This window comes from Paenibacillus sp. JMULE4 (assembly GCF_013337105.1).
Lineage (GTDB): Bacteria > Bacillota > Bacilli > Paenibacillales > NBRC-103111 > Paenibacillus_G > Paenibacillus_G naphthalenovorans.
Window position 1 is genome coordinate 147,369 of record NZ_SGWF01000013.1, and the last position, 26,837, is coordinate 174,205.

At 51.2% G+C, this 26,837-nt stretch carries 23 protein-coding genes, 2 pseudogenes and 1 other annotated feature; of the genes and pseudogenes, 8 read left to right on the forward strand and 17 right to left on the reverse strand.

Annotation, left to right across the window (positions count from 1 at the left end):
- Positions 1-108 precede the first annotated feature (108 nt).
- Complete coding sequence (locus EXW96_RS12235) at positions 109-1,287, reverse strand: M20 metallopeptidase family protein (protein WP_054818050.1); 1,179 nt, start codon at positions 1,285-1,287, stop codon at positions 109-111.
- Between the two features lie 232 nt (positions 1,288-1,519).
- Here EXW96_RS12235 and EXW96_RS12240 point away from each other — a divergent pair, with 232 nt between their 5' ends.
- A complete protein-coding gene (locus tag EXW96_RS12240; RefSeq protein WP_054818049.1) occupies positions 1,520-1,867 on the forward strand; it encodes a YugN family protein in 348 nt (115 codons plus the stop codon).
- Positions 1,868-1,884: 17 nt separating this feature from the next.
- Complete coding sequence (gene ftsW, locus EXW96_RS12245; protein WP_062407841.1) at positions 1,885-3,039, forward strand: putative lipid II flippase FtsW; 1,155 nt, start codon at positions 1,885-1,887, stop codon at positions 3,037-3,039.
- Positions 3,040-3,057: 18 nt separating this feature from the next.
- Here the strand turns inward: ftsW and EXW96_RS12250 are convergent, their stop codons facing one another.
- The gene (locus tag EXW96_RS12250; protein ID WP_054818062.1) at positions 3,058-3,447 is read right to left on the reverse strand and encodes an Asp23/Gls24 family envelope stress response protein; all 390 of its coding nucleotides are present in this window, start codon (positions 3,445-3,447) and stop codon (positions 3,058-3,060) included.
- Positions 3,448-3,548: 101 nt separating this feature from the next.
- Positions 3,549-4,334, reverse strand: a complete 786-nt coding sequence (locus EXW96_RS12255; protein WP_074728167.1) for an SDR family oxidoreductase — start codon at positions 4,332-4,334, stop codon at positions 3,549-3,551.
- A gap of 87 nt (positions 4,335-4,421) precedes the next feature.
- Here EXW96_RS12255 and cax point away from each other — a divergent pair, with 87 nt between their 5' ends.
- Entirely contained in the window at positions 4,422-5,474 is a 1,053-nt protein-coding gene (gene cax / locus EXW96_RS12260; RefSeq protein WP_171005875.1) for a calcium/proton exchanger, read from the forward strand.
- Positions 5,475-5,513: 39 nt separating this feature from the next.
- Here cax and EXW96_RS12265 read toward each other — a convergent pair whose 3' ends face one another.
- The 3 genes from EXW96_RS12265 to EXW96_RS12275 form a co-directional block, all read right to left on the reverse strand.
- Positions 5,514-5,801, reverse strand: a complete 288-nt coding sequence (locus EXW96_RS12265; RefSeq protein ID WP_054818061.1) for an Fpa/YlaN family protein — start codon at positions 5,799-5,801, stop codon at positions 5,514-5,516.
- Between the two features lie 218 nt (positions 5,802-6,019).
- Complete coding sequence (locus EXW96_RS12270; protein WP_054818047.1) at positions 6,020-6,268, reverse strand: HPr family phosphocarrier protein; 249 nt, start codon at positions 6,266-6,268, stop codon at positions 6,020-6,022.
- A gap of 81 nt (positions 6,269-6,349) precedes the next feature.
- Positions 6,350-7,468, reverse strand: coding sequence for an aminopeptidase (locus tag EXW96_RS12275; RefSeq protein ID WP_137670011.1), 1,119 nt, complete (start codon positions 7,466-7,468; stop codon positions 6,350-6,352).
- A gap of 39 nt (positions 7,469-7,507) precedes the next feature.
- Between EXW96_RS12275 and EXW96_RS27475 the strand changes: the two are divergent.
- Positions 7,508-7,846: pseudogene (locus EXW96_RS27475) on the forward strand (hypothetical protein); the annotation flags it as partial.
- Positions 7,847-7,976: 130 nt separating this feature from the next.
- Here the strand turns inward: EXW96_RS27475 and EXW96_RS12280 are convergent.
- The gene (locus EXW96_RS12280) at positions 7,977-8,564 is read right to left on the reverse strand and encodes a TVP38/TMEM64 family protein (RefSeq protein WP_074728171.1); all 588 of its coding nucleotides are present in this window, start codon (positions 8,562-8,564) and stop codon (positions 7,977-7,979) included.
- A gap of 317 nt (positions 8,565-8,881) precedes the next feature.
- On the opposite strand from EXW96_RS12280, the gene rpsD reads away from it, so the two are divergent.
- Positions 8,882-9,481, forward strand: a complete 600-nt coding sequence (gene rpsD, locus EXW96_RS12285; protein ID WP_054818045.1) for a 30S ribosomal protein S4 — start codon at positions 8,882-8,884, stop codon at positions 9,479-9,481.
- Between the two features lie 59 nt (positions 9,482-9,540).
- On the opposite strand, the gene tyrS is transcribed toward rpsD, so the two are convergent.
- Positions 9,541-10,797, reverse strand: coding sequence for a tyrosine--tRNA ligase (gene tyrS, locus EXW96_RS12290; protein ID WP_074728173.1), 1,257 nt, complete (start codon positions 10,795-10,797; stop codon positions 9,541-9,543).
- Positions 10,798-10,846: 49 nt separating this feature from the next.
- Positions 10,847-11,146 (reverse strand) — a binding site (T-box leader).
- A gap of 185 nt (positions 11,147-11,331) precedes the next feature.
- On the opposite strand from tyrS, the gene EXW96_RS12295 reads away from it, so the two are divergent.
- A complete protein-coding gene (locus EXW96_RS12295; RefSeq protein WP_174350653.1) occupies positions 11,332-14,409 on the forward strand; it encodes a transglycosylase domain-containing protein in 3,078 nt (1,025 codons plus the stop codon).
- Positions 14,410-14,480: 71 nt separating this feature from the next.
- On the opposite strand, the gene acsA is transcribed toward EXW96_RS12295, so the two are convergent.
- On the reverse strand, positions 14,481-16,205 hold the full coding sequence (gene acsA / locus EXW96_RS12300; RefSeq protein ID WP_062407832.1) for an acetate--CoA ligase: 1,725 nt from the start codon (positions 16,203-16,205) through the stop codon (positions 14,481-14,483).
- A 149-nt stretch (positions 16,206-16,354) separates the two neighbouring features.
- Between acsA and EXW96_RS12305 the strand changes: the two genes are divergently transcribed.
- A complete protein-coding gene (locus EXW96_RS12305; protein WP_054818043.1) occupies positions 16,355-16,987 on the forward strand; it encodes a GNAT family N-acetyltransferase in 633 nt (210 codons plus the stop codon).
- A gap of 17 nt (positions 16,988-17,004) precedes the next feature.
- A pseudogene (locus EXW96_RS12310) lies at positions 17,005-18,185 on the forward strand (acetoin utilization protein AcuC).
- A gap of 88 nt (positions 18,186-18,273) precedes the next feature.
- Here the strand turns inward: EXW96_RS12310 and EXW96_RS12315 are convergent.
- From EXW96_RS12315 to EXW96_RS12350, 8 genes are all read right to left on the reverse strand, one after another.
- A complete protein-coding gene (locus EXW96_RS12315) occupies positions 18,274-19,659 on the reverse strand; it encodes a glycine--tRNA ligase (RefSeq protein WP_054818042.1) in 1,386 nt (461 codons plus the stop codon).
- A 46-nt stretch (positions 19,660-19,705) separates the two neighbouring features.
- Positions 19,706-20,410 carry a 5'-methylthioadenosine/adenosylhomocysteine nucleosidase gene (locus EXW96_RS12320; RefSeq protein WP_174350654.1) on the reverse strand — a complete coding sequence of 235 codons (705 nt, stop codon included), beginning with the start codon at positions 20,408-20,410 and terminating at the stop codon, positions 19,706-19,708.
- A gap of 36 nt (positions 20,411-20,446) precedes the next feature.
- Positions 20,447-21,466 carry a catabolite control protein A gene (ccpA, locus tag EXW96_RS12325; RefSeq protein ID WP_174350655.1) on the reverse strand — a complete coding sequence of 340 codons (1,020 nt, stop codon included), beginning with the start codon at positions 21,464-21,466 and terminating at the stop codon, positions 20,447-20,449.
- 147 nt (positions 21,467-21,613) lie between these two features.
- Positions 21,614-22,030, reverse strand: a complete 417-nt coding sequence (locus tag EXW96_RS12330; RefSeq protein WP_054818040.1) for a hypothetical protein — start codon at positions 22,028-22,030, stop codon at positions 21,614-21,616.
- 88 nt (positions 22,031-22,118) lie between these two features.
- Positions 22,119-22,532 (reverse strand): VanZ family protein, encoded by a 414-nt coding sequence (locus EXW96_RS12335; RefSeq protein ID WP_062407827.1) that lies wholly within the window; start codon positions 22,530-22,532, stop codon positions 22,119-22,121.
- Positions 22,533-22,571: 39 nt separating this feature from the next.
- Positions 22,572-23,105 (reverse strand): type 1 glutamine amidotransferase domain-containing protein, encoded by a 534-nt coding sequence (locus EXW96_RS12340; RefSeq protein ID WP_054818039.1) that lies wholly within the window; start codon positions 23,103-23,105, stop codon positions 22,572-22,574.
- A gap of 52 nt (positions 23,106-23,157) precedes the next feature.
- Positions 23,158-24,924 carry a phosphoenolpyruvate--protein phosphotransferase gene (ptsP, locus tag EXW96_RS12345; protein ID WP_174350656.1) on the reverse strand — a complete coding sequence of 589 codons (1,767 nt, stop codon included), beginning with the start codon at positions 24,922-24,924 and terminating at the stop codon, positions 23,158-23,160.
- Positions 24,917-26,806 (reverse strand): glucose PTS transporter subunit IIA, encoded by a 1,890-nt coding sequence (locus EXW96_RS12350; protein WP_174350657.1) that lies wholly within the window; start codon positions 26,804-26,806, stop codon positions 24,917-24,919. The genes ptsP and EXW96_RS12350 overlap by 8 nt, the downstream gene beginning before the upstream one ends.
- Positions 26,807-26,837 lie beyond the last annotated feature (31 nt).

The following is a 26,837-nucleotide window of genomic DNA, read 5'->3' on the forward strand; positions in this document are numbered from 1 at the left end:
CCTGAAAGGAACTGGCAGCCTGAAGCATCGCCCTGCCCGGCGTACCCAAGCTGCTGCAGAATTAGGTTTTCCCTTTCCCTTGCTTTCCATTCGCCCGATCACTGTCACTTACCGGGAATGTTCCGACATATAATCTTCGACCAGCGCTATGAACAGCTTTGCAGCATGGGTCATTGCCGTTTCGTCAATATCGAACCGGGGATGATGATGCGGGTAAACGATGCCGCGGTCTGGATTTCCCGCTCCGACAAACATGAAGCATCCCGGCACCTGCTGCAAATAATAGGCATAGTCCTCCCCCGCCATGATCAGCGGCGAAGTCTTCGCCCCCGCCTCGCCCAAAGCCGCCTTGGCCGCCCGATAAAACCGCTGCTCTTCCTCCGCGTGATTCACGACAGGCGGATATCCCAGCTTGTAGTCTATCGTATAATCGGCTCCCTGCATAAGACAGGTTTGTCGGACGATATTTTCCAGACGGGCCTTCACATCCATTCGTAAAGAAGCGTTGAATGTACGCACCGTTCCCTTCAATACGGCTGTTTCTGCAATGACGTTAAAATTGGTTCCGCTGTGGATCGAGCCGACGGAAACGACGCATGGCTCAGTGGGATCCGTACTGCGGCTGACAATCGATTGTAAATTGACTACCAGCTGAGAAGCCACAAAAACGCTGTCCACCGTTTCGTGGGGCAGACCGCCGTGCCCGCCTTTGCCTTTGATTTCAATGGTGAACTCATCGGCTGCCGCCATGATGGGACCCGCCTTGCAATACGCGGTCCCAACCTCAAACGGCGTCCACAAATGAATGCCATAGATGACGTCCACCCCATCCAGCACACCATCCTTGATCATTCCGAGCGCCCCTCCCGGAGTCACTTCCTCCGCAGGCTGGAACACAAAGACAATATTTCCGCGCAGCAGCTCCCTGTGTCTGCTGAGCGTTTTAGCTACACCGAGCAAGGTGGCCGTATGAGCATCATGACCGCAGGCGTGCATGACACCGGGTACGCTGGAGGCATACTCGCAAGCTTTCTCGTCTTGTATGGGCAGAGCATCGATATCGGCCCTGAGCGCAACGGTCGGTCCGGCTTTTCCGCCCTGCAGTCTGGCTGTCACACCGTGTCCGCCAACCCCCGTCCGTACCTCAAGCCCCCATCCCCGAAGCAGTTTTGCAATGTAGGCAGCGGTTTCCGATTCTTGAAACGACAGCTCCGGATGCCGGTGCAAATACCTGCGCCAAGCGATCATCTCGGGAACTATCGTATCCAGTGTATCTTTTATCATCATAGTACCCCCTCCGCTCTTTGCAGCGTCATCATATAATGGCGATCCTTTCATTGGCATATTAATCTTAATTTTATCAAATCTAAAGAGCGGTTTCATCCATGTGTCACAAGAAATTCAAACTTTACAGCACCGCTTTTGGAGCCATATGCATTAGGCTTGCACAAGTAAGGGAAACATACTATCATGAATAAAGGATAATTAGCTGAGTTGTACATATTTAGGAGGGCTTGCAGTGATTATTGAAAACAGTGGATTAAAAGGCTTAAAAAGTGATCTCGCCCATTTGGACGAGTCTATGGAGCAGCTCGGTTTCGTTCGCTGGCAGTGGGAATATAACCGGGCAACTTACGACCTGAAGCTTGAAGATAAAGCTACGCAAAGCGATTATTACCTGCGCATTAATACTCGGGCTGAATCCGGCAAGCTGGAATCCCCTTATGCCATTCTTTACATCGAAGAAGTCTATATCGGCAAAGCTACTTTCCCGCATGGCCTGGACTATCAAGCGCCTGTTCCCGATGCCATCTTGAAAACGGTCAACGGTAAATTGGCGGAGTTGAAAGCAAAGCTGTCCCAATAATCGGGGAATAAAAGCTTATGACTTCACCGAAACCGAAACCGAGACGAGGAACGCCCGATTTCTTGCTGCTGTTTTTGACGTTTTCGCTTGTGTGTTTTGGTTTGGCATTCGTATTTAGCGCAGGCATGGCTTACAGGTCAAGCGAGCCTTGGTATTTGGCAATCCGCCAGGCATTCGCCATCGGTCTAGGAACGGTGGCCATGTTTTTCTGTATGAATATAGACTACCGCAAGCTGCAAAAATGGATCGTTCCGTTTTTAGCCGTTACCGTTTTCCTGCTGCTGTTGGTGCCGATCATAGCCCCGGAAAGAAACGGTGCGCAAAGCTGGATATATATCGGCAGCTTTGGGCTTCAACCGACGGAATTTGCCAAATTGGCGGTTATTCTATACTTGGCCGCCATTATCAGCAAAAAAGGGGATCGGATCCGTGACTTTAAACGAGGACTGGTTCCTCCCTTGGTCGTAGTAGGTTTCATTGCCGCGCTGATTATGCTGCAGCCGGATTTGGGCTCAACGATGATACTTATCCTGTCTGCCTTGCTTGTCATCATCGTGGGCGGAGCCAATCTGAAGCATGTTTTTTATCTTGTCGGAGCCGCTGCCGGAGCATTGTCCGTCGTCATTGCTATTTATTTTATGAAGACCGGCGGTGACAGCTACCGAATCGCCCGCTTTACCGCCTTTCTGGATCCTTGGTCGGATCCGCTTGACTCCGGGCATCAGCTCATTCAGTCGCTTTATGCGTTCGGTCATGGGGGACTGACAGGCGCCGGCTTTGGCCAGAGTATACAGAAGCTGCATTATTTGCCTGAAGCTCACAACGATTTTATTTTTTCCATTATCGGGGAAGAGCTTGGATTTATCGGAACCTCTCTCTTTTTACTGGTGTACCTGGCTTTTTTGCTAAGAGGACTCATTGTAGCTCTCCGATGCAAGGAAACCTTCGGTACCCTGGTGGGTGTAGGAATCGTAGGAATGATAGGGATTCAGGCGTTCATCAATATCGGCGGAGTAACCAACACGATTCCGATGACAGGGGTAACGCTGCCGCTGATTAGTTATGGCGGCACTTCCATGCTGATGACGCTGATGAGCCTCGGAATTCTGCTAAGCATCTCCAGAGAGCATAATAAACCGGAAAAAGAACGCGATATGAAAAAGAGAGCCTGACAAAAGGCTCTCTTTTGGTTATTTAACCCGGTTGTGCGGATCTTCCACTGCTGCCGTCTCTTCCTCCCGAAAGGCTACCCCTTCCACCTTCACATTGACCTCTACAACGGATAAGCCCGTCATATTCTCTACCGCCTCGCGGACGTTTTCCTGCAAATCACGGCAAACTTCATGAATCCGGCTTCCATAGTTGACAATCACTCTCAAATCGATTGCCGCTTCCACTTGACCCACTTCAACCGAGACGCCCTTTTGGACGTTCTTTCCGCTCAAGCGCTTGGCCAATCCTTCCGAAATGCCTCCCGACATGGCGGCGATCCCTGGAGTTTCGAGTGCGGCTAGTCCTGCAATCGTCGCCACAACATCATCTGAAATACGGATAAGACCTGTTTGAATGTCTTCGCTCAAGAGGATCACTCCTTCAAGGATTATAGCTCTATTGTAATAACTTCCCACACGGAAAGCAAATGCGCCGTATCCGATCGGATCCAATGAACTGACCTTCAACTTTAAATCGCCTTTACCATGCCTCCGTCCACATAGAAGACAGAACCGGTCATGTAGCTGTTGCGCGGCGATAATAAGTAGGCAGCCATCGATGCCAGCTCCTCCGGCTCACCGTAGCGTCCCAGCGGAATGTCCTTGATCATGTTCTCCTGTATGTCTTCCACCGTTTTTCCTTGCCGGGAAGCATTGAAGGAATCCAGTTCGATGAGCCGGTCGGTCATAATTCGTCCTGGACACACCGTATTCAAGAGGATACCGTCCGGACCCCATTCAATCGAGAGCGTCTTCATTAACCCGATGAGTCCCGTGCGCAGGGTGTTGGATAGTACAAGCCCGGGAATCGGTATCTTCACGGAAGACGACGCAATCGTAACGATCCGTCCCCCCTGTTCCTTCATTAATGGATGAAACCCTTTCACCAAACGGACGACGCTCATCAGATTCAGCTGGATGGCATGAAGCCAGGCCTCTTCATCCAGCGACAAAAAACTGCCGCCCGGCGGGCCGCCTGCGTTGCATACCAGTGCGTCCACCTGTCCGAACCGATCCTGGGCTTGCTGTACAAGCCAAGAGATTTGTTCAGGGCTGCTCAAATCCATACCCAAACCGGTGGCTTCCACGCCATACTTCTGCGCAAGCTGTGCGGCGACATCACAGATCGCTTGTTCATCCCTGCTGCACAGCAGCAAGCTGGCGCCTTCCGCTGCCAACTGCTCGGCTATAGCTCGTCCCAATCCTTTGCTGGAAGCGGTAACAACCGCTTTTTTTCCCTTCAGCCGCAAATCCATTCGAATGCTCCTCCTTTTGCCGAAACGGGATATTTGAGAATAGGTTTTGATCCATTCAGGTATACTTTACCACATGAGGTGATAATGATGAAACGCCACGGTTTTGCCATTTGTCTAATTTTGAGTTTTGCGCTTAGTGCGGCGGCGCATTATGTTGGATCTCCCGCATTCAATCCCACGCTGCAGTTTTTGATTGCGGCGGTCGCCATTATATTTGCCGCCGGCTTTCTCGGCAAGGCGACCGAAAGCGTGGCTCAATACGCGGGAGAGCGGCTGGGCGGTTTCCTGAACGCCACTTTCGGCAATGCGGCGGAATTGATCATCGCCATATTTCTAGTGAAGGATGGGTTATTCAATACCGTTAAAGCAAGCATCACCGGATCGATCATCGGGAATATGCTGCTTGTTCTGGGGCTCAGTGTTCTGATCGGCGGATTGAAATACAAGGAACAGCACTTTAATGTGAAGCTCGCCGGTCACAATGCTTCCCTGATGCTGCTGGCGGTCATCGCCTTGTTCATCCCCGCCGCTTTCACTCGAAGCCTGACGACAATGGAAACGCAAACCTTAAGCATTATCGTCTCCGTTATTCTGATCGTTGCCTATTTGCTGTGGCTGTTTTTTTCCATGATCACGCATAAGACCGAGCTGTCAGACCAGGCTCTGGAACACGGAGAAGCGGTATGGTCCAAGGGAACATCCGTCTTGTTTTTACTGCTTGCCACCACGATGGTGGCTATCGAGAGCGAATGGCTGGTGAGCACGCTGGAGCCCTTCAGCCATCAGTACGGTCTGTCCGACCTGTTTGTCGGCGCCTTCCTGATTGCCATAGTAGGCAACGCGGCAGAGCACAGCGCAGCGATTATTATGGCCCGCAAAAATAAAATGGGCGCCGCTGTGGAAATTGCCGTCGGAAGCAGTCTGCAGATCTCGCTCTTCGTCGCACCGGTGCTTGTCCTTTTATCGCTGTGGTTTGGCAACCCTATGAACATTATATTTACTGTCTATGAGCTTGTAGCTATCGGTGTGGCCGCCATCATCGCTACGTCGATCTCAAGGGATGGCAGCACCACCTGGTATGAAGGCGTCCTGCTGCTGGTGGTTTATCTGATCCTCGGGATTGCATTTTACTTGGTGTAAAGGCCGCATAATAAAAAAAGAGTAACCTTCGGACGAAGGTTACTCTTTATTTTGGTTCATGGCTTCATACAGCTCGGCCAAATTGCGTTCGAGCTTCATCAGGATATGCTTACCGGCTGCCTCATTGATGAGTTCGGCTCGAATAGCGAAATCGATTTCTCTGGACAGCCCGTAAATCTGCGTATCTAATACCTCTTCATAGAGAGGACATTTGCGCGTAGTCAAGTTTTCCATTTGCACTTCAATCAGCTTCTCAATCTTGTCCGCATCCTCCTGAAGCAGATTCAGCGCTCTCTGCGACAAGCTGAGCAGCACATCCGATGACATGAAGCTTCCCCCCTGTAATACGCCATGAAGCGAAACCCGGCTTACCATTTTCAAATTCGTTTCGCCCTCCCGGTTCTCCCGAAATGACGCGAATGGATATCATTCACGCTTCATAATTCAATTTTAGTCGAAAATGGCGGAATACACAAGTCATAGAGGAAGAAAAGGCATTTTCCGCCGTGCGGAAATGCCCCTCCTTGTTTCGCATCGCTTTGTTGTTAGTCCTGAATGCTATTGATCTTCAGTCCGTGCTTCTCAAACACCTCGGCCATGGCTTTCTTCGCTTCCTCCGCATCAGGACCGTGGACGTGAAGGTCGTAAGTGCCGGATGCAAGCAATGTGGTAAACAAGCCAAGAATGCTCTTCACATCGATATATTTATTGTCATACTGCAAAACGATTGAAGATCTGAATTTATTTGCTGTTTGAGAAATTTCCACGATTGCCGCATTGTTTGCGTTAGGCATAACAATCCCTCCAAAAATTACGTTGTTTTAGCTTATGATACATGGGAAGAGAATAACATGCAACTACATTTTCACACCCGGTTATTTTAAATTTTCAGGGTTTAAGCCCATTAGTTCAGGAATGACGAACCGGCCGTCCTTGCGGATCAAACGGTCGTCAAAATAGATTTCTCCACCCCCGTACTCGGGCCGTTGAATCAGCACCAAATCCCAGTGAACGGAGGAACGGTTCCCGTTATCCGCCTGTTCGTACGCTTGCCCCGGCGTAAAATGAAGACTTCCGTCGATCTTCTCGTCAAACAGCGTATCCTTCATCGGGTGTAAAATATAAGGGTTAAAGCCCAGGCTAAATTCACCGATATATCTTGCTCCTTCATCCGTATCCAACACTTCCAGAAGACGGGCGGTATCGTTCGCCGACGCCTCTACGATTTTTCCGTGTTCAAATCGGAACTTGATATTCTCGAACGTTACTCCGGAATAAACGGACAGAGTATTGTAGGCGATGATACCGTTCACCGAATCCCGCACCGGAGCCGTATACAGTTCCCCGTCCGGTATGTTCCGGCGGCCGCAGCATTTGACCGATCCGATTCCGCGAATCGAAAACGTAATGTCCGTTGCGCCCGGCCCTGTAATGCGGACACGGTCGGTTTTATTCATCAGCTCCTGGAGCGGCTCCATCGCATCGGCCATTCTGGCGTAATCCAGATTGCATACATCAAAATAAAAATCTTCGAACCGCTCGGTGCTCATACCGGCCAATTGAGCCATGGAAGCGTTCGGATAGCGCAGCACCACCCATCGCGTCCGCTTGACCCTCTGCTCCAAATGAACTTTTTTACGATAAATTTGATTGTACAGCTTCATCTTTCCGTCCGGCACATCGGAAAGCTCGCTGACATTGTCACCCGACCGAATGGCGACATAGCAGTCCATCTCCTTCATTCGCTGAAGGTCCATATTCGCCCAGTGTTCCATCTGCTCTTTTGTGGCCGAACGCAGCACAGCCGCGCGAATGCTGTTATCCGCCAGCTCTATATACGGATACCCGCCCCTGGCATGAACTTCCTCTACCAGACATTTAACGATTTCACGCTCGGAACCGACCATTTCGATCAGTACCTTCTCTCCGGCTTGAACATCCAAAGAATAGCCGACGATATTGCGGGCTAACTGCTGCAGTCTCGGATCGCGCATAAACCTCTCTCCTCGTATAGTATTTCCATTCGGGGAAATTCGTCTCTCTCCTGGCACCAGTCCAGCCCGTTCGAGGCTGAGGATACCAAACGCATTCGTTCCGGCAACCGATTCCTGCGGTACTACCTGGTTGAAGCTGCCAACTCGGTGAAAAACCGCGATCCGTTAATTCGGCGAGTACTACCGGAAGAAGTACAACGAAGTACCCAAGCGCCAACACAAACGCGCCTCGTCTTAACAGCAAGAAAACTTGTGCGTCTGGTCGATGTGCTGCTACGCAACGGCCAACTCTGCACGCCTCGAAGGAAGGTGACAACTGCGAAGGTTTATGCCTCCTTTGCCAAAGTCCTTCACGGATTCCCAGTTAAAATCTGGTAATTGACTCGATTTTCGACTGGGTTTAGTTTGGTGCTGCCATTTTTCCTGACCCCTGCGCTCTGCAGCCAAGAAAATTTCCAATTCTCACGAATCAGGGACTTGACATCTTACCGTTGGACTTTTTGACGGTCTACATTCCATTTTCGTTTTTCATCCACTTATTTTTGAATCGGTTGCCGATCACGATCATCACGGCGAACGCCGCCAGAAGGACCAAGAGCCGCCCCTTATATCTGGCAAAATGCAGAAGATCGTGCCCGATCAATGATTCGAGCCATATCATCGGCGCTTTACCGATAAGGGTTCCTGCAATGAAATCTCTCGCCCTTACTTTCATCACCGCCGCGCCATAATTGATCGCGAAGGACGGGAGCACCGGTATCAAGCGGCTTAAGGCAATGAACAGCATGCCGCGCCGTTCCAGCTGCACGTTAAGCTTTTCGATATTTCTGTATTTCACCAGCTTTTTCTGAACCCAGCTTCTTCCACAGTGCCTGGCAGCATAAAAGGCGATGACCGCGCCGAGGCAGGCACCCAAATAATTAATGGCCAGCCCGCCCCATAACCCGAATAACAGAACATTCATCCCAGCCACAAGCACAAATGGAACAAAAGGAAAAACGGTCTGCAGTACGGCAAGCAGCGCACCTCCGAGATGACCGACGACACCATACGAATTCAGAACGTCCGACATGTGCTGAACATTCCATTGCCCCAATGCTGTAACCTCCCACTTCAAGCTTTTCCCATTGTATCAAAAAAGAAGAGATTCTCGAACGGGATTGCAGCTTGACACAGCCCTGTTATATCTTATAAAATTAATTGTCGAGAATAGGCATGCCACCGGGACTTTACCCAAGTATGCTTATTGTGGAAGCTTGTGTCACCCTCTGTTGATTTTGTTGCCGACGGGACCGCGGCTGGTTTTTTCCCTTCGGACGCCACATGGGCATGAGAAACAAAGTCGGGCACACGCTTCACCCGTTATTAAAACCAAAACTATCTTACTTTATGAACAAAGGAGCACTCTAATCCATGTCACGTTACACTGGTCCTAAATTTAAATTAAGCCGCCGTCTCGGCATCTCCTTGAGCGGTACCGGCAAAGAATTGAAACGTCCTTTCCCGCCTGGCCAACACGGCCCGGGTCAGCGCAAAAAAATCTCCGGATACGGTTTACAGCTGCAAGAAAAACAAAAGCTGCGCCACATGTACGGTCTGAACGAGAAGCAATTCCGCAACCTGTTTGACAAGGCAACTAAAATGCAAGGTATCGCCGGTGAGAACTTCATGTTCCTGCTCGAAAGTCGTTTAGACAACCTGGTTTACCGTCTGGGTCTGTCCAACTCCCGTGCAGGTGCCCGTCAGCTCGTTGCTCACGGTCACATCACGGTAAACGGCAAAAAAGTAGATATCGCCTCTTACCTCGTAACGCCTGGCGATGTGATCGGCCTTCGCGAAAGAAGCCGCAACCTGTCTGTTGTTAAAGAAGCTTTGGCTAACCGCAACTACCTGCCGGCTTACCTTGAGTTCGACGAAAACGCAATGGAAGGCAAATATGTCCGCCTGCCTGAGCGTGCCGAGCTTGCTCAAGAGATCGATGAAAAGCAAATCGTCGAGTTTTACAGCCGTTAATCTTAACGATACGAAAAAACCTTGGCTCTTCTTCGGAAGAACCAAGGTTTTTTGTTGTTTCAGCCAAGCTTGATTTTGGCGAATTTACGCTTGCCAACCTGTACGATTTCGCCGCCTTCGGGCGTCAGCTCCTCGTTCGGGTCAACGATCTTCCGTTCGTTCACCTTCACTGCGCCCTGCTGTACGCTCCGTCTTGCTTCGCTGTTTGAGCTTTGCAATCCCAGCGTCACAAGCAGCTTGGCGATTCGGATTTTCCCGCCCTCGAGCGCTTCAGGCGGAAGCGTTACCTCTTCAATATCGTCCGGCAGCGCCCGTTGCTGAAATACGGTTACAAAATGCTGCTGTGCATCGTCTGCCGCCTGCTCTCCGTGATACATGCGGACGAACATGTGAGCCAGACGCATTTTGGCGTCGCGAGGATGGATCGTGCCCTGTGCGATGCCCTCACGCAGCTGCAGCAGCTCCTCGTTCGAAATATCCGTGGCCAACTCGTAATATTTGAGCATCAATTCATCCGGTACAGACATCGCCTTTCCGTATATTTCGTTCGGCTCTTCATCGATACCGATATAGTTGCCGAGGCTTTTGCTCATTTTCTGTACCCCGTCAAGGCCTTCAAGCAGCGGATTCATAATCGCAATTTGAGCGGGTAAGCCATATTCCTTCTGAAGCGTTCGGCCCATCAGCAGATTGAATTTCTGGTCGGTTCCTCCGAGCTCGATATCGCTTTTCAAAGCAACCGAGTCATAGCCCTGCATGAGCGGATAAAAGAACTCATGAATATGAATCGGCAAACCTCCGGCATAGCGCTTGGAGAAGTCATCCCGCTCAAGCATCCGCGCCACGGTCACCTTGGCGGACAGTTGAACGACATCAGCAAACGTAAGCGGCCCGAGCCATTCGGAATTATAAAAGAGCTGCGTTTTTTGCGGATCGAGAATTTTGTAGATTTGCTTCTGGTACGTCAAAGCGTTGCGCTTCACGTCATCTTCCGTCAACTGCTTCCGCGTTTCCGATTTCCCGGTCGGATCCCCGATGCGGCCCGTAAAGTCACCGATAATGAGCTGCACCTGATGACCAAGCTCTTGAAATTGGCGCAGCTTATGCAGCACAACCGTATGCCCAACATGAATATCCGGCGCGGACGGATCCAGTCCAAGCTTTACTTTAAGCGGTTTTCCCGTAGCAACCGAGTCGATGATTTTTTGCTTCAATTCGTCCTCCGGAACGATTTCGACCACACCGCGCCGGATGGTTTCCAATTGTCGGTTCACTTCGTTCTGCTGTTCCGCAGTCAGTTGTTCCCATTTTGTCATTTGCTTCATTCCTCCCAAGTATCAAAAATACAAAAAAACCTTCTCATCCTCAAGGGACGAGAAGGTTTAGCTCGCGGTACCACCCTAATTAAAGCGAGACAGACGAAACCTGTAGTGCGAATTCCGCTGCTAAACAGATAAACGCCAGTCTTGGCTTTCACTTCAGCAGGATAACGGGGGTTGCCCGATCGGAAGCTACCGGCCTGATACCGTATGATACGGCCATCGGGCGTTCCCTTCCGCTGCTCCGGACTGTAATTCGGTATAAGGTCAAGTACCGGTTTCCACCGTCCACCGGCTCTCTGAAAGCTTGTCTCCTTATCCTACTGATGTCCTTCAACGCATTTGGATCTGATGCAATTAAGCTTAGTTATACCATACGTTTGCTATCGGTGTCAAACGGCCCCGTTTGTGCTTGCGGCATAAGCCAAACATCATGAACAGTGATCCTGAGAGCCTAATGCCGCTGTTCGGCTTGACTCTATATGCTATAATGTTTAAGTAATGTTTTCCAATCGGGAGGAAACCGTAGTTATGGAAAAGGAACAAAAGCCTCAAAACTATAAAGAGGTTCTGCAGTCCATCGGTAAATACACGCTGCTCACTTTCAAATGGATGTTTATCGTTGGAATGATCGCCGGATTTCTCGGGGGAGGGGCCGCGTTCGGATACGTATCCGCTTTAGTCAAGGACGATCCCGTCCGCAGCAAGGAAGCCATGGTCGCCCAGATGCAAGACGATGCACAAACCGGATTCGTCTATTTTCGCGATAATACGCTCGTTGGTCAAATCCGTACGGAGGAAGACCGCCGTTTGGCCAATTTGAACGAAATTCCTCAACTGGTGATTGATGCCGTATTCGCCATTGAAGATAATCATTTTTATGAACATAACGGGGTTGACGTTAAAGGGACGATGCGCGCCGTTATCCAAAAGCTGCTGAATGAAGACGTCCAAACCGGGGGCAGCACCATTACCCAGCAGCTGGCCAGACGCGTTTACCTGTCATTAGATAAAGCCGACAGCCGGAAGGCCAAGGAAATACTGCTTGCGATGCGAATGGAACGCATTATGTCCAAGGACCAGATTCTGCTCGCTTATTTGAACAAAATTCCATACGGCAACGGTTCTTCCGGCTACAATCTATATGGGATCAAAGCGGCTGCGAAAGGGATTTTCAACATTGAAGACTTAAACCAGCTGAATGTTGCCCAAGCGGCATTTCTGGCTGGCCTTCCCCAGCAGCCGAGCAATTATTCCACCTTCAACAGCAGCGGGGTGTTCGACGGCGCCGCCTTCAAACGCGCGGTGCAGCGCCAGCAGCTGGTGCTCCGCCGAATGTTGGAGGAAGGAAAAATAAACGATCAGCAGTATCAGGAGGCACTTCAGTTCGATTTGAAAGGCTCGCTCGCTGAACGGGTGAAGAAAGCTTACTCCACCTATCCTTATTTGATGATCGAGGTGGAGAAGGAAGCCGCGAAAGTGCTGCTGAAAGCAGAACACCCGGATTTGGACCAGAAAGAAAATCCGGAGCTCTATAACGAAGAGCTCAAAGAGATTCAGGCGCAGCTCAAGCGCGGCGGATATCATATTTACACAACGATCGATAAAGAAATTTACGACTCGATGCGTGACATCGCTCAGGATCCGAAAAACTTCTCACCGGACGATAAAGTTAAAGGAATGGAACAAATCGGAGCGGTCATGATAGAAAGCAGGACAGGTGCGATTCTTGGCATGATGGAAGGCAGGGATTTCTTTAAAGAGCAGTTGAATCACGCCACCCAAGCTTACCGCCAGCCGGGGTCCACGATGAAGCCGATCGCCGCCTATTTGCCTGCCATGGAAAAAGGCCTTCAGCCCGCATCAGTGATCGATGACTCTCCGATCATCCTTAAGGACGGTACCCGGGGTTATCACATCCCGGAAAACTGGGACAACAAATATCGCGGGCTGATTACTGCCAGAAGAGCTCTCGACCAATCGTACAACATTCCGGCGATCAAACTGTTTTTGGACGTTGTCGGCATTAAGGAAGCATGGGAATTTGCCGGAAAAATGGGGATTAAATCCATCACGGAAGCGGATTATGTTGCGCAAACCGGTGTTATCGGCGGCTTAAAATACGGTGTAACGGTAAAAGAATTAACCAACGCCTATGCAACGATCGGCAACAACGGAGTTTATAACGAAGCGTACTTGATCCAAAAAATAACGGACTCCAATGGCAAGGTCATCTACGAGCACCAGTTGAATCCGTCCACCGCTTTTTCCGAACAAACGGCTTATCTCATGACGGATATGATGCGTACCGTGATTACTTCGGGAACGGCGACAGATCTGATGAAGAAATTCAAACATTATGGAAAAGTACCGATTGTCGGGAAAACGGGTTCCACACAGGACGATGCGGATGCGTGGTTTATGGGGTACACCCCGGATATTACCTTAGGCGTGTGGGCCGGGTACGAGCTGCCGATCCATAAGCTGAGCAAACAAACCGGCGGGACGAACCGCGCCAAAAATATATGGGCGCTCACTATGAACATGGCGATCGATAAGCGTCCTGAGCTGTTCCCTACCAAGAATTTCAATCGCCCGGACAATATCGTACAGATGACGGTATCCAGCCTATCAGGCAAGCTTCCGAGTCAAGCGACTATAGAGGCGGGGAAACAGGTAACGGACTTGTTTAACAAGAAATTCCTGCCGACCGAGGAAGACAATGTGCTCGTTAAACTCCCGATCATTACTTATAACGGAATCAATTATATTGCCCATGCCGAAACCCCGGCCGATTTCGTTCAGGAGAAAATGGTGATCCGCAGGGAAAAACCGCTTAACGAACTGTTTGCAGAGCTGGAGAGCGTCATTAGCAAGCTCCCGGCAAGCCGTAAAAGAAGTTTAAGCTTCTATCGCCCGAGTGACTATGATATGGACGCACCGTCAAAGAACGATCCGAGAACAGATGACGGGAAACCCCCTGCAGCGCCGACAACCGTTGTCTCCACCCGCTCGGGAGATACAAGTGTCATTACGTTCCAGGCCAGCGGCAGCGCGGATATCGTCGGATATCGTCTCTATCGTTCTTCCAACGGCGGACCGTTCCAACGGGTGAACGGCAAAGTGGTCATTGCGGGAGAGGAAACGAAGTTTACGGACACCACGCCTGGCGCAGGCGTATTCGGATATTACATCACGGCGGTAGATGTAGCCGGCAAAGAATCCGCGCCAAGCCAAGCGGCTTATACGGATGGATCGCTGGGGCAGCCCCTATCGTCTTCGGGCAAAGAAGATCAGCCGCCGGGCTCTGATTCCGGAAGTGCGGAAAAGCCTGACCAGGTCCCCTCCGCTCCATCGGGCCTGAGCGTAAGATCCAGCGGCGGCGGGATTGAGATGAAGTGGAAAGCCAACCCCGGCAAAGACCGTGTGAATCAATATACCGTTTACTACAGCGACAAAGAAGACGGAAGCTATTCCAAAATCGGCACCGTGACCGGGGCAACACAATTCCGCTACTATGCGGTCTCGTATGAAGGGTATTACAAGATCTCGGCAACAAACGATCTGGGGGAATCCAAGCATTCCGCGCCCGTAAAATATAAAAAGTGATACGTTGTGATTTACAGCAAACAAACCCGGTCAACGAAGACCGGGTTTGTTTATGCAGCTTTGATTTGTTATTAATCTTCAATCGTCGAGAGGTCGCCTGTCGGCAAATTGAGCTCCCATGCTTTAAGCACGCGGCGCATGATCTTACCGCTGCGGGTTTTCGGCAGCTTATCTTTGAATTCAATCTCACGAGGAGCAGCGTGCGCAGACAGCCCTACCTTAACGAATTGTGCAATATCGGCCTTCAACTCTTCAGAAGGAGTATAGCCTTCCCTCAGGGCAATGAACGCCTTAATAATTTCTCCGCGCATCGGATCCGGCTTGCCAATAACGCCCGCTTCTGCGACAGCCGGATGCTCGATCAGCTTGCTTTCCACCTCAAACGGGCCCACACGCTCCCCGGCCGTGTTGATGACATCGTCGATTCGGCCTTGGAACCAGAAATACCCATCCTCATCCATATACGCGGAGTCTCCGGAAATATACCATCCCGGGATACGGAAGTACTCCTCGTATTTAGCCGGATTTTTCCATATTTTACGCATCATCGACGGCCACGGCGTCTTCACGGCCAGATTGCCCATACGGTAAGGCGGCAGTATGTTGCCTGCATCGTCGAGAATCGCCGCTTCTATACCGGGCAGCGGCTTGCCCATCGAACCGGGACGGATCGCCATGCACGGATAGTTACAAATCAGGTGGCCGCCGGTTTCGGTCATCCACCACGTATCGTGGATTCGCTGACCAAATACCTTCAGCCCCCAACGCACGACCTCCGGGTTCAAAGGCTCTCCAACGCTAAGCACATGGCGAAGTGAGGACAAATCAAATTGCTTTACAGTCTCGTCCCCCGCACCCATCAGCATGCGGAATGCGGTCGGGGCACTGTACCATACCGTGACCTTGTATTTCTCGATCGTCTTGTACCAGTCCTGCGGACTGAACCTTCCTCCGCGGATGACATTGGTCGCACCGTTAAGCCATGGCGCAAAAATACCGTAGGAAGTGCCTGTAACCCAACCGGGGTCGGCCGTACACCAGTACACATCCTGCTCCTGAAGGTCAAGCACGACCCGTCCGGTGTAATAGTGCTGCAGCATCGCATTATGAACGTGATATACGCCTTTCGGCTTACCCGTGGAACCGGAAGTGTAATGGATTAGAAGCCCGTCTTCGCGGTCTACCCATTCCAGCTCAAGCTCCTCGGAAGCGGAAGCCATCTCTTTATAAAAATCAACTTGGCCTTCAGCAAGCGTGATATCCTGCCCCACTAGAATGATGTGCTTCAAATGCGGCAGTTCCGCCGCAGGAACCCTCGAGAGCAAAGCAGGCGTCGTGATGATGGCAACCGCTTCACTGTCCTCCAAACGATCCTTGACGGCGGTTTCCATGAATGCTTCGAAAAGCGGTCCAACGACAGCGCCGATTTTGATCGATCCCAGCAGTGCAAAATACAGCTCCGGCGTGCGCGGCATGAAAATAAATACACGGTCGCCCTTCCCTATCCCGAGCTTGCGAAGCACGTTGCCAAAGCGATTGGACTGCAGCTTCATATCGAGGAAAGTGTATTTCTCGTCTCTTCGGTCATCGCTGTAATACAGCGCTACCTTGTCTCTCCGGGTCGAATCGGCATGACGGTCAATCGCCTCGTGGGCCATATTGACTTTTCCCGTATCCGACCAGGTAAAAGTCTTTTCGACGGCTTCCCAGTTGAAGCCGGCACGCTCTTCTTCATAATTTTTCATATTGGATGATGATGATACGGGTGCAATGCTTTCTATATTCGCGCGGTCCACTACACATACCTCCCAAAATCCAGCTTACCCATTAATTTAAAACGCTTTCATAAAGCTCTATTTTATTATACCATAACCCTTTTTATTCGACCAATTTTTTGTTATGCTACTACGTAGTGAAGGTTCTGGAAGGGAGTCGGTCTGCACAGATGGAACATATCAAAATATATCATTCCCTGGTTATCCCGTATCAGAACACCGAGATGATCGTTGAGGGCCCTATACCGCCTGAACGGCTTCGCACATACTCCCTTCATCCGGATCTGGATGCGTTTCGGCGGCCGAAAGATCAGTGGGAAGCCTTGGTAGAAATAGCCGAACTGCCGGAAGGAAGGATCATTGCCGCACGAATCTCCGATCAAATCATAGGATATGTCACCTTCCATTATCCGGATGAGCTGGAGCGTTGGTCCGAAGGCGGGATGGACGATCTGATCGAGCTTGGAGCCATCGAGGTCGCTAACGATTTCCGCGGTATCGGACTGGGCAAAAAGCTGATCAAGCTGGCATTTGAAGGTGAGCAATTGGAGAACGTCATCACATTTACAACGGAATATTATTGGCATTGGGATTTGGAAGCTACCGGGCTCACGGTCTGGCAGTATCGCAATATGATGGAGCAGCTGATGAAAAGCGTGGATATGGTCTGGTATGCCACCGACGATCCGGAGATTTGCTCTCATCCTGCAAACTGTCTGATGGTACGCATCGGTAAAAACGTACCGTTGTCCTCTGTCGAGAAATTCGACCGTGTTCGGTTCCGGCAGCGGTTTATGTACTGATGGAGGCGTGAAAAGTCATGAATTCCAAAGCCTTGTTCATTTACGACGAGAATGAAACCGCATACCGTTTTAATGACAGCCATCCGTTTAATCAAAAAGATTAATTTTGACCGTGGACCTGCTGCGAAAAGCGGGGGCTCTGCCCCCCGAATCCGTCATTTCCCCCGGTAAAGCAGCGGAAGCACAGCTTTACCATGTGCATTCCAGGGAATATGTTCAAGCCGTCACCGCCCTTAGTTATCCGGAACCTGAACAGAAATGGCTGCAGCAAGCGGAAAAATACGGGCTGGCTACGGAGGATACCCCCTTCTTTCCAGGCATGAACGACATTACCATGGGCTTGGTCGGCGGGTCGATTCGAGCTGTGGACGCTGTCATGACCGGGGAAACGGTGCATGCGCTGCATTTGGGCGGCGGACTGCATCACGCCATGCCCAGCAAAGGGTCGGGCTTTTGTGTATATAACGATGCGGCGATTGCCATTGCGCATGCTAAAAGCGCTTACGGCAGCCGAGTACTCTATATCGATACGGACGTGCATCACGGTGACGGCGTGCAGTGGAGCTTCTATACGGACCCTTCCGTATGCACATTCTCCATTCATGAAACAGGGAAGTATTTGTTCCCGGGAACCGGAGCGGTGAATGAACGGGGAGCCGACTCCGGGTTCGGGACAACCGTCAATGTGCCGCTGGAACCCTACACCGAAGACGAATCGTGGATGGAATGCTTCAGCGAAGTGCTTGGCAAAGTGGCGGAGCAGTTCAAGCCTGATTTAATCGTTTCACAGCACGGCTGCGACGCGCATGCCTTCGATCCGTTGGCACACATGCACTGCAGTATGGAAATATACCGGGCGATGCCGCGCTTCATTCACCAACTCGCACATCAATATTGCGGCGGTCGTTGGGTGGCGCTCGGCGGAGGCGGGTATGAGATTTGGCGAGTCGTTCCGCGGGCCTGGAGCCTGCTTTGGCTTGAAATGAGCGAGCACGCGATCATCGGGCAGCTGGAGAAGGACCCGGAGCTGGCTCTGCCGTCTTCATGGCTTAAGGAATGGCAGCCCTACTGCAGTGAAGCGCTTCCTTCCACATGGCTAGATCCTGTAGAAACCTGGGAGCCGATACCTCGCCGAAACGAAATTACACAAAAAAATAGGCAAACCAAAGAGCTTGCCATGCTGTATTTGCCCAAATAAATGTGCTGAACGGAAGATCGGCGATGATCCGCCGAATAAAGAAAAAGCCCGCTGACCTGCGACAACCGGTTCAAGCGGGCTTTGCCTGTTAAAATTCGATTTTTGATTCAAGGAATGCTTTCAATTCGCTGATCGGCATCCGTGTCTGCTCCATCGTATCGCGGTCGCGAACGGTCACCTGTCCGTCCTGCTCGGAGTCGAAATCATATGTGATACAGAACGGGGTACCGATCTCATCATGGCGACGGTACCGCTTGCCGATCGATCCGGCTTCGTCGTAATCCACCAGGAAATGCTTGGATAAGTCGGCAAATACTTTATTCGCCCCTTCCGAAAGCTTCTTGGACAGCGGGAAAATCGCCGCTTTGTAAGGCGCCAGTGCCGGATGCAGGTGCAGCACCGTACGGCTGTCATCCCCTTCAAGCTTCTGTTCTTCGTAGGCGTTGATCAAGAAGGCCAGCGTCACACGGTCTGCACCAAGCGAAGGCTCGATACAGTAAGGAATGTAGCGCTCGTTCGTTTCTTGATCGATATAATGGAAATCCTCGCCGGAATGCGCCATATGCTGCTTCAAATCATAATCCGTGCGGTCAGCGATACCCCAAAGCTCGCCCCATCCGAACGGGAATTTATATTCAATGTCGGTAGTACCATTGCTGTAATGGGACAGCTCATCCTCGGAGTGATCCCGCAGACGAATGCTGGTTTCCGCCATGCCTAGAGACAGGAGCCAGTCACGGCAGAAAGAACGCCAGTACTCAAACCATTGCAGATCTTCCCCCGGCTTGCAGAAAAACTCCAGCTCCATCTGTTCGAATTCACGGGTCCGAAACGTAAAATTGCCCGGTGTAATTTCATTTCGGAAGCTTTTGCCGATTTGGCCGATGCCGAACGGAAGCTTTTTGCGCATCGTACGCTGTACATTCTTGAAGTTGACGAAGATGCCCTGCGCTGTCTCCGGACGCAGATACACGATGTTGGCGCTTGATTCCGTCACGCCCTGGAATGTTTTGAACATCAGATTGAACTGGCGGATTTCTGTATAATCCATAGCCCCGCAGTCCGGACAAACGATGCTGTGCTCGGCAATCAGCTTTTCCATATCGGCAAAGGATAATCCGTCCACAATCATCTCGATCCCTTTTTCCGACAAAGCATTCTCGATCAGCTTGTCCGCACGGTGACGCACCTTACACTTTTTGCAGTCGATCATCGGGTCGTTAAAATTGCCTACATGGCCCGAAGCGACCCAAGCCTGAGGATTCATCAAAATAGCCGCATCCAAACCTACGTTATAAGGCGATTCTTGAATAAACTTTTTCCACCATGCGCGTTTGATGTTGTTTTTGAGCTCCACTCCCAGTGGACCGTAATCCCAAGTGTTCGCGAGGCCTCCGTAAATTTCGGAGCCGGGAAAAATAAACCCTCTGTGCTTTGCCAGAGCGACAATTTGATCCATTGTTACCGATGACATGATTGAACGACTCTCCTTATCTATTTTAAAGCGCTGCGGCAGTTTTTTATTGCAGCCGCTTCAGTAATTGATCTACAATACGGTATGAATTCTCTGAAGCCTGGACGGTAAATTCCGCAAAGTTCACATGCGCCGAACCATCCGCTTTATCGGACATGGAGCGAATGACGACAAAAGGAACCCCGTTCATGGTGCAGACTTGAGCTACAGCCGCGCCCTCCATCTCCGTGCATGCTCCCCCGAGCTCCGTGTACAGCTGCGCCACCGTTTCACGGCTCGCGATAAACTGGTCTCCGGAAAGCACACGCCCTTCTTTCACCCGTCCGCCGAATAACTCGCCGCTCACTTCCACAGCAAGCTTCCGCAAACGGTCGTCTGCGGCAAACAACGATGTCTCTTCATAAGGTATCGTGCCCCGGGGGAAGCCAAGCGCCGTTACGTCCATATCGTGCTGCAGGCATTCCGTCGATACGACGATATCCCCCACGTTCAGATCCGGATCTACCGCCCCGGCCACTCCGGTAAACACAATGGCGTCCACCCCGTATGTATCAATCAAAATTTGCGTCGTTACGGCAGCGTTTACTTTGCCCACACCCGATTTGCAGAGCACGATCGGCCGGCTATGAAATTGTCCTTCATAGAACACCACGCCCGCCTTTACCGATTCGTTTACCTGATCCATATGGTTATGGAACAGTTCGATCTCTTCCTTCATCGCCCCGATGACGCCGATTTTTGAATAAGCCAAGCCAAGTCCTCCTTTACAAAAAGAAGTGGCTCACGTTTAGCGTGAAGCCACCGAATTTCTTTGAATGATATCGTGAGGTAACGTAACCTGCGTCAGCTCCGAGGCATCCTTGGTTTCCTTGTTCATCAGCTTGGTCAAAAGACGCATCGCCACGGCGCCGATATCATACATCGGTTGAGCTACCGTCGTCAGCTGAGGCCGAACCATGGACGCCATCCGGATATTATCCACACTGATGACGGATACATCATCCGGCACTTTCAGCCCGCTATCCTGAAGCGCATGAATCGCGCCGATCGCCATTTCGTCCGTCGCCGCAAAAATAGCCGTAGGACGCTCGTCCAGCTCCATGAAATATTTCGTGACCTCAAGACCTGATTCGTAACGGTAATTACCGATACGGACATAATCCTCACGCAGCGGAATCCCGGCCTCCTCCAACGCCTTCTTGTAGCCTTGGTAACGCGCATATCCGTTCGTCGGATCCTGCAGGGTTCCGGATATCATGGCGATTTGACGATGGCCTTTCTGAATCAGCAATTGCACCGCATCGTAAGCGGCCTTCTCATGGTCGATATCGACCGACGGGATGGTCTTCTGTTCATCCGCCGTCGCGCAAAGCACGACCGGAACCGAAGAGGTCTTGAACGCTTCAATATGCTCTTCCGTGATAGCGCCGCCCATAAAGAGCAGTCCATCAACCTGCTTCTCGAGAAGGGTATTGATGACGCGTATTTCTTTATCCTTCTTTTTGTCCGCATTGCAAAGGATAATATTGTAGTGATACATGTTGGCGATATCTTCGATGCCTCTTGCGACCTCGGAGAATATCGAGTTGGAAATATCGGGAATGACCACGCCGACGGTTGTCGTCTTCTTGCTGGCCAAGCCTCTGGCCACCGCATTCGGACGATAGCCTAAACGCTCAATGGCTTCAAAAACTTTCTTCCGTGTTTGCGGCTTCACGTTGGGATTGTTGTTGACTACTCGGGAAACGGTCGCCATGGAAACGCCCGCTTCTCTTGCTACATCATAAATTGTCACAGTCACGGCCATTCTCTCCAATGTTAAAAATTATAATGCGATCATGTCATTTAGCCTTATCATACGACAAAATGCCTGATTTCGCAACGAATATAGGCTTAATCCTATGTTCATAGTATCAAATTACATCAAAAAAAGCCAACTGCAGGGCAGCGGCTTTCAAAAATCGTGTACTGTTATGGCATGTTTGGCGATTTGAGACAAGCGTTTTCTAATATCATCCACCCACGGCCCGTCGTTAAGCGACTGGGCAAGAAGCAGCAAATCCAGCAGCTCGTTGATGCGTTCCTGGATGATGGCTTCCACCGGATCGGAAGCCCGATTCTTATCCGTCACTTTTACCATCAGATGGGCGACTTCGCTGACCTCCTCGAATTGCAGCTGCTGCTTTTCCGGCTTGCTGCCAAGCGTTCCGATTAATCCGGTCAGCTCCGGCTTCACCTCGGGATATACTTCACTTCGGCTGCAAGCTTCACAAGAAAAAACAGGGACGTTTTCGATTTCAACTTTGTTTTGATAAATCACGGTGCGGAGGCGGATACCCATGTATTCACCGCATTTGCACTGCTTCTGCAACGATACCACTCCTTTATGACGACAGCCAACCCTTTCTCCATAGGTTCAGATATTCTACCTTGGTTCAACTTTTCCTTCCGAAAGGCGGTTAGTAATATTTAGCACCGGAGAGCCGGCCGTACCAGCGCCGGACAAAAGGAATATAGAGCAGCAGCATGGCTAGTGCGGCTCCGATAGCGTCATTGCGAATATCCTTGAGATCGGGCGTCCGCCCCGGAACGAACGATTGGTGGTATTCATCGGTCACGCCGTACAGAACACAAAGCAGTATAACGGCAAGCTTAACTCCAAGGCTTAACCGCTTCGGACGCCATGCCCATAGATATGTCCAGGCCAAAATAAAATAGGCCGCAAAATGTCCCCAATCAAAGCCTTCCATCATCGGAACAAAGCGGCGGACGATGTCCAGCCAGCCGCCCACATCTTCCCCTGTCCGGGAAGACAAATAAAAAATGACCGCCATCCACAGCAGGGAAGGCAGCCATCGAATGAATACATGCATTCCGTTTTGGCTCCTAACTGCTATCAACTTGCCGAAGCTTTATTTGCGGATATACCCGGCCAATACGTCGACGAACGTTTTCGTAAATGCGGGAAGATCCGGGGGCCTGCGGCCGGAGACGATATTCCGGTCCACTACAACCTCTTGATCCACCCAGATGGCTCCGGCGTTCTCCAGGTCGTCCTTAATCCCCGGGGTCGAGGTCATGGTATAGCCCTTACAAATTTTGGCGGATGCCAACACCCAGCCGGCGTGACAAATATGGGCAATCGGCTTCTCGGCAGCATGAAATTCCTTGGTGAGCCGAAGCACGGATGCATAACGGCGCAATTTGTCAGGGGCCCAGCCGCCGGGGATATACAAGCCAATATAATCCTCGGAACGAACTTCATCCAGAGCATGGTCGGTTGTCAGCGGAACCCCGTATTTGCCGTGATATACCGTATTGGCTTTGGGACCGGCGAGGTGCACCTCCGCTCCGGCCTCCTTCAGCCGCATCACCGGATACCACATCTCCAAATCTTCAAAATCCTCGTCTACAAAAGCAAGCACTTTGCGGCCTTTTAATTCCATCTTCGTTTTCCTCCCACAAATTTATGGATCGTCTCTTGCAACGGCGAACGGGTTAACAGCAGCCGCTTGCCGGCCAATGAGGTTTGGTTTCCTCCACCAAATCAGTCTCCAGATAGCGGCCGAGCACCTTGATGACAGCGGAGCTGGACGTACATTTGGACAACTCGTCCCATATGCCCTCGGTATCGCTGTATTTGCTTTGCAGCAAGCTGTTTTTCACCTTCAATATGGCTTGGACCGACATGCTTAATTCCTTAATTCCAAGCGACAGCCAGATCGGCAGGGCGCGTATATCCCCTGCGAGCTCGCCGCATACGCTGACATGCGTTTTGAACCGCTTGGCGTTATCTACGATCATCTTCAGCATACGCAGCACCGCAGGATGATAAGGATCGTACAGATGAGCCACCTGTTCATTCATCCGGTCTACAGCCAGTACGTACTGTACCAGATCGTTCGTACCGATGCTGAAGAAATCAACCTCTTGGGCCAGCAGGTCGGAGATCATGACCGATGCCGGCAGCTCAATCATAATGCCTACCTCAACCTCCTCGCTGAAGGGCACTTTAGCTTCCCTCAACTCCTGCTTGGCTTCTTCCAGCAATTCATTTGCCCGATGCAGCTCTTCTAGGCTGCTGATCATCGGATACATGATTTTGACGCTGCCGTAATGACTGGCCCGGAGGATGGCACGCAGCTGCGTCTTGAACAAATCGGTCCGGTCCAGCATCACTCGTATCGCGCGGTATCCAAGCGAAGGATTCTCCTCTTCGGGCAATGCCAAATAATCCAAATGCTTGTCGCCGCCGATGTCGAGCGTGCGGATCACGACCGGCTTCCCTTGAAGCCGCTCGGCGACCTCACGGTAAACAACAAACTGCTCCTCTTCTTGCGGGAAGGTGCTCCGGTCCATGTACAAAAATTCCGTCCGGAACAGACCCACGCCGGATGCCCCGTTGCGGATCACTAAATCCAGCTCCTTCACCGAGCTGATGTTGGCTGCAAGATTCATCTGCCAGCCGTCTTCGGTTTGGGAAGGCAGGTGCGCCAATTTTTGCAGCTGTTCCTGGACCGCCTTCCAAGATTCCCTTCGCGCTTCGTACTGCCGAATAATTTCTTCCTCCGGATTGACGTAAACGATCCCTTCATCTCCGTCGATGATAAGGTAATCTCCGTTTTGAATCGGCGTTTGCAGCTTTCCCTCAAGCCCAAGCACATAAGGCACGCTCATGGCGCGGGCCATGATGGCCACGTGCGAGGTTTTGCCCCCCATCATCGTAACAATCCCCATCGTTTGATTGACGTCAAGATGAACCATTTGGGAAGGAATTAATTCTTTAGCTACCAGAATATACGGCTGATCCTTAGGAGGGAGCGTCTCTTCGAGCGCTCCGAGCAAATGCTTGAGCAGTCGGTTGCCGACATCCTTAATATCCAGCGCCCGCTCCTTCATGTAATGATCGTCCAGCAGATCGAACATGTTGACAAATTTATCAATCGCTTCCTTGACCGCTACCTCCGCAGCCTTATACTGGCGCTGCATGATCCCTTGCACTTCGCTCATAAAGATCGGGTCTTCAAGGATCGCCAGGTGAGCGTCGAAAATTTGCGTCTGCTCTTCGCCCAGTACACTGACGAACTCTTGCTTGATCTGCTCGATCTCCACCTTGGAATGATGGATCCCGTCATATAACCGTTCGAATTCATAAGCCAAATCCGCAACGTCGATCAGCTTATCGGGAAAGTCCCATTCCCATGTCGGGATGACAAAAGCTTTGCCCATGGCAATACCGGATGATGCTCCGATTCCCTCAATCAAAAGCGTTCCCTCCCTCTGTGACGGCATCCTTGAGTACGACCGACATAACGGACGCCTGGCCTTTTTTCACCGTTTTATAAGGCGCAAAGCTCCATGACTTGACCTTATCGACGTTGGTGATCAGCATTGGCGTCGCCAGCGATTTACTGTTCTTTTTCACCCTGTTCAAATTGAACCGAACCAGCAGCTGACCAGGCTCCACCTGGTCTCCTTCTTTAACGAAGCAGGTGAAATATTTCCCCTGAAGATGAGACGTGTCGATACCGATATGCAGCAGTACCTGAAGACCATGTTCCGTTTCGATACCAATCGCATGAAGCGACGGATATACATGGATGATCTTACCGCCCACAGGAGCTACGAGTTCCCCCTTTTCAGGGAGAAAAGCTACCCCGTTGCCGACGATCTTCCCGGCAAAAATTTTGTCCGGCACTTCTTCCAGCGGAATCATGCGGCCCTGCATGGGCGAGTTGAACAGGACTTGCTTAATGTCCCTGCGCAGCGCCTTATTGATTTCCTCACGGATCAGCTCGGAATAGGTGCCGAAAACCACCTGCACGTTCCCCCCGCCCAACCGGATGACTCCGGCTGCGCCCAGATGCTTAAGCGCCGCGGTGTCCATCAAACGATCGTTGACGAGAGTCAGACGAAGGCGGGTAATGCAGGCTTCAATGTTCTTGATGTTGTTCTTTCCCCCCAGGGCCTGCAGAATCAGCGGGGAACGATAAGGAATATCCCCTGCCCACTCTTCCAGCTGCGAGCCTTCCTCGCGACCGGGTGTAGGGATGCGGAATCGGCGTATCGCCCAACGAAACAAGACGTAATAGACCATTCCGTATGCCAGACCGATCGGGATGAGGAGCCAGCCGTTTTTCGCCAGGTGCAGGTTGATTAAAAAGTCGATCGCGCCTGCCGCGTAGGAGAACCCGTGGTGGATGTCCAGAGCAAATGCAATCCACATCGCAAAACCGGAGAGAATGGCATGCACAATAAAAAGATACGGCGCCACGAATAAAAAGGCGAACTCGATCGGCTCCGTCACACCGGTTAAAAAACAGGCAAACGCCGCGGTTAAAAATGTGGCGCGAACTTTCGGCTTCAAGTCTTCGCGCGCTTCATGGATAATGGCCAGCGCAATGGCCGGGAGCGCAAACATCATGATCGGATATAACCCGGCCATATAGAACCCTGCTTCGGGATCGCCGGCAAAAAAACGGGGCAGGTCTCCGAACACCGGCTGACCGTTAGCGTCGTAAGCCCCTAGCTGGAACCAGAAAAAATTATTAAACACGTGATGAAGACCTGAAGGCACCAACAGCCTGTGAATGATTCCAAACAAGAAGGTCCCGAATCCGCCCAGACCCAAGATGACATTCGTCAGCGCTTGCATGCCCGATTCCAAAACAGGACCTATATGAATCATGACCACGATCAGAATAAAAATGGCCAGACCCATAAGCAGCGGCACCATCCGCGGGCCACCGAAAAATTGTATATATTCGGGAAGCTGAATATGCTTCACCCGATGATAAATTACCGCCGCCAGCAAACCGATCAGAATCCCGCCCGGAACTCCAAGCTGGAACGATTCGCCCAAAAAATGCTTCAGCGATTCACTGAACATATAATGCCCAATTAAGGCCGACATTCCCGCTATGCCCGCGCTCTCCGTCAGGCCGAGCGCAACGCCCACGGCAAAAATCAGCGGCAAATAAGTAAAGATCGTCGTCCCGGCCATCGTTAAAATTTCCCCGATTTGGGGCAATTGCATTTGTTCCCAAGGCAGCGAACCGAGACGCAGCAAAATGGCTGCAACGGGAAGCGTTATCGTGGGCAGCATCAAAGATCGGCCAAGCTGCTGCAGGTTTCCCATCCAATTCAAAGCAAGCCGCTCCCCCTTTCATATTAAGATC

Excerpts from the sequence above, each read along its gene's own strand:
- EXW96_RS12295 (WP_174350653.1), top strand. The coding sequence starts at position 11,332 with ATGGAAAAGGAACAAAAGCCTCAAAACTATAAAGAGGTTCTGCAGTCC.
- EXW96_RS12340 (WP_054818039.1), bottom strand. The coding sequence starts at position 23,105 with ATGGAATTAAAAGGCCGCAAAGTGCTTGCTTTTGTAGACGAGGATTTT.
- ccpA (WP_174350655.1), bottom strand. The coding sequence starts at position 21,466 with ATGGCCGTGACTGTGACAATTTATGATGTAGCAAGAGAAGCGGGCGTT.
- EXW96_RS12265 (WP_054818061.1), bottom strand. The coding sequence starts at position 5,801 with ATGTCATCGGATGTGCTGCTCAGCTTGTCGCAGAGAGCGCTGAATCTG.
- cax (WP_171005875.1), top strand. The coding sequence starts at position 4,422 with ATGAAACGCCACGGTTTTGCCATTTGTCTAATTTTGAGTTTTGCGCTT.
- EXW96_RS12275 (WP_137670011.1), bottom strand. The coding sequence starts at position 7,468 with ATGCGCGATCCGAGACTGCAGCAGTTAGCCCGCAATATCGTCGGCTAT.
- EXW96_RS12235 (WP_054818050.1), bottom strand. The coding sequence starts at position 1,287 with ATGATGATAAAAGATACACTGGATACGATAGTTCCCGAGATGATCGCT.
- EXW96_RS12270 (WP_054818047.1), bottom strand. The coding sequence starts at position 6,268 with ATGCCTAACGCAAACAATGCGGCAATCGTGGAAATTTCTCAAACAGCA.
- rpsD (WP_054818045.1), top strand. The coding sequence starts at position 8,882 with ATGTCACGTTACACTGGTCCTAAATTTAAATTAAGCCGCCGTCTCGGC.
- EXW96_RS12315 (WP_054818042.1), bottom strand. The coding sequence starts at position 19,659 with ATGTCATCGGTAACAATGGATCAAATTGTCGCTCTGGCAAAGCACAGA.
- tyrS (WP_074728173.1), bottom strand. The coding sequence starts at position 10,797 with ATGACAAAATGGGAACAACTGACTGCGGAACAGCAGAACGAAGTGAAC.
- EXW96_RS12255 (WP_074728167.1), bottom strand. The coding sequence starts at position 4,334 with ATGGATTTGCGGCTGAAGGGAAAAAAAGCGGTTGTTACCGCTTCCAGC.
- EXW96_RS12305 (WP_054818043.1), top strand. The coding sequence starts at position 16,355 with ATGGAACATATCAAAATATATCATTCCCTGGTTATCCCGTATCAGAAC.
- ftsW (WP_062407841.1), top strand. The coding sequence starts at position 1,885 with ATGACTTCACCGAAACCGAAACCGAGACGAGGAACGCCCGATTTCTTG.
- EXW96_RS12335 (WP_062407827.1), bottom strand. The coding sequence starts at position 22,532 with ATGCATGTATTCATTCGATGGCTGCCTTCCCTGCTGTGGATGGCGGTC.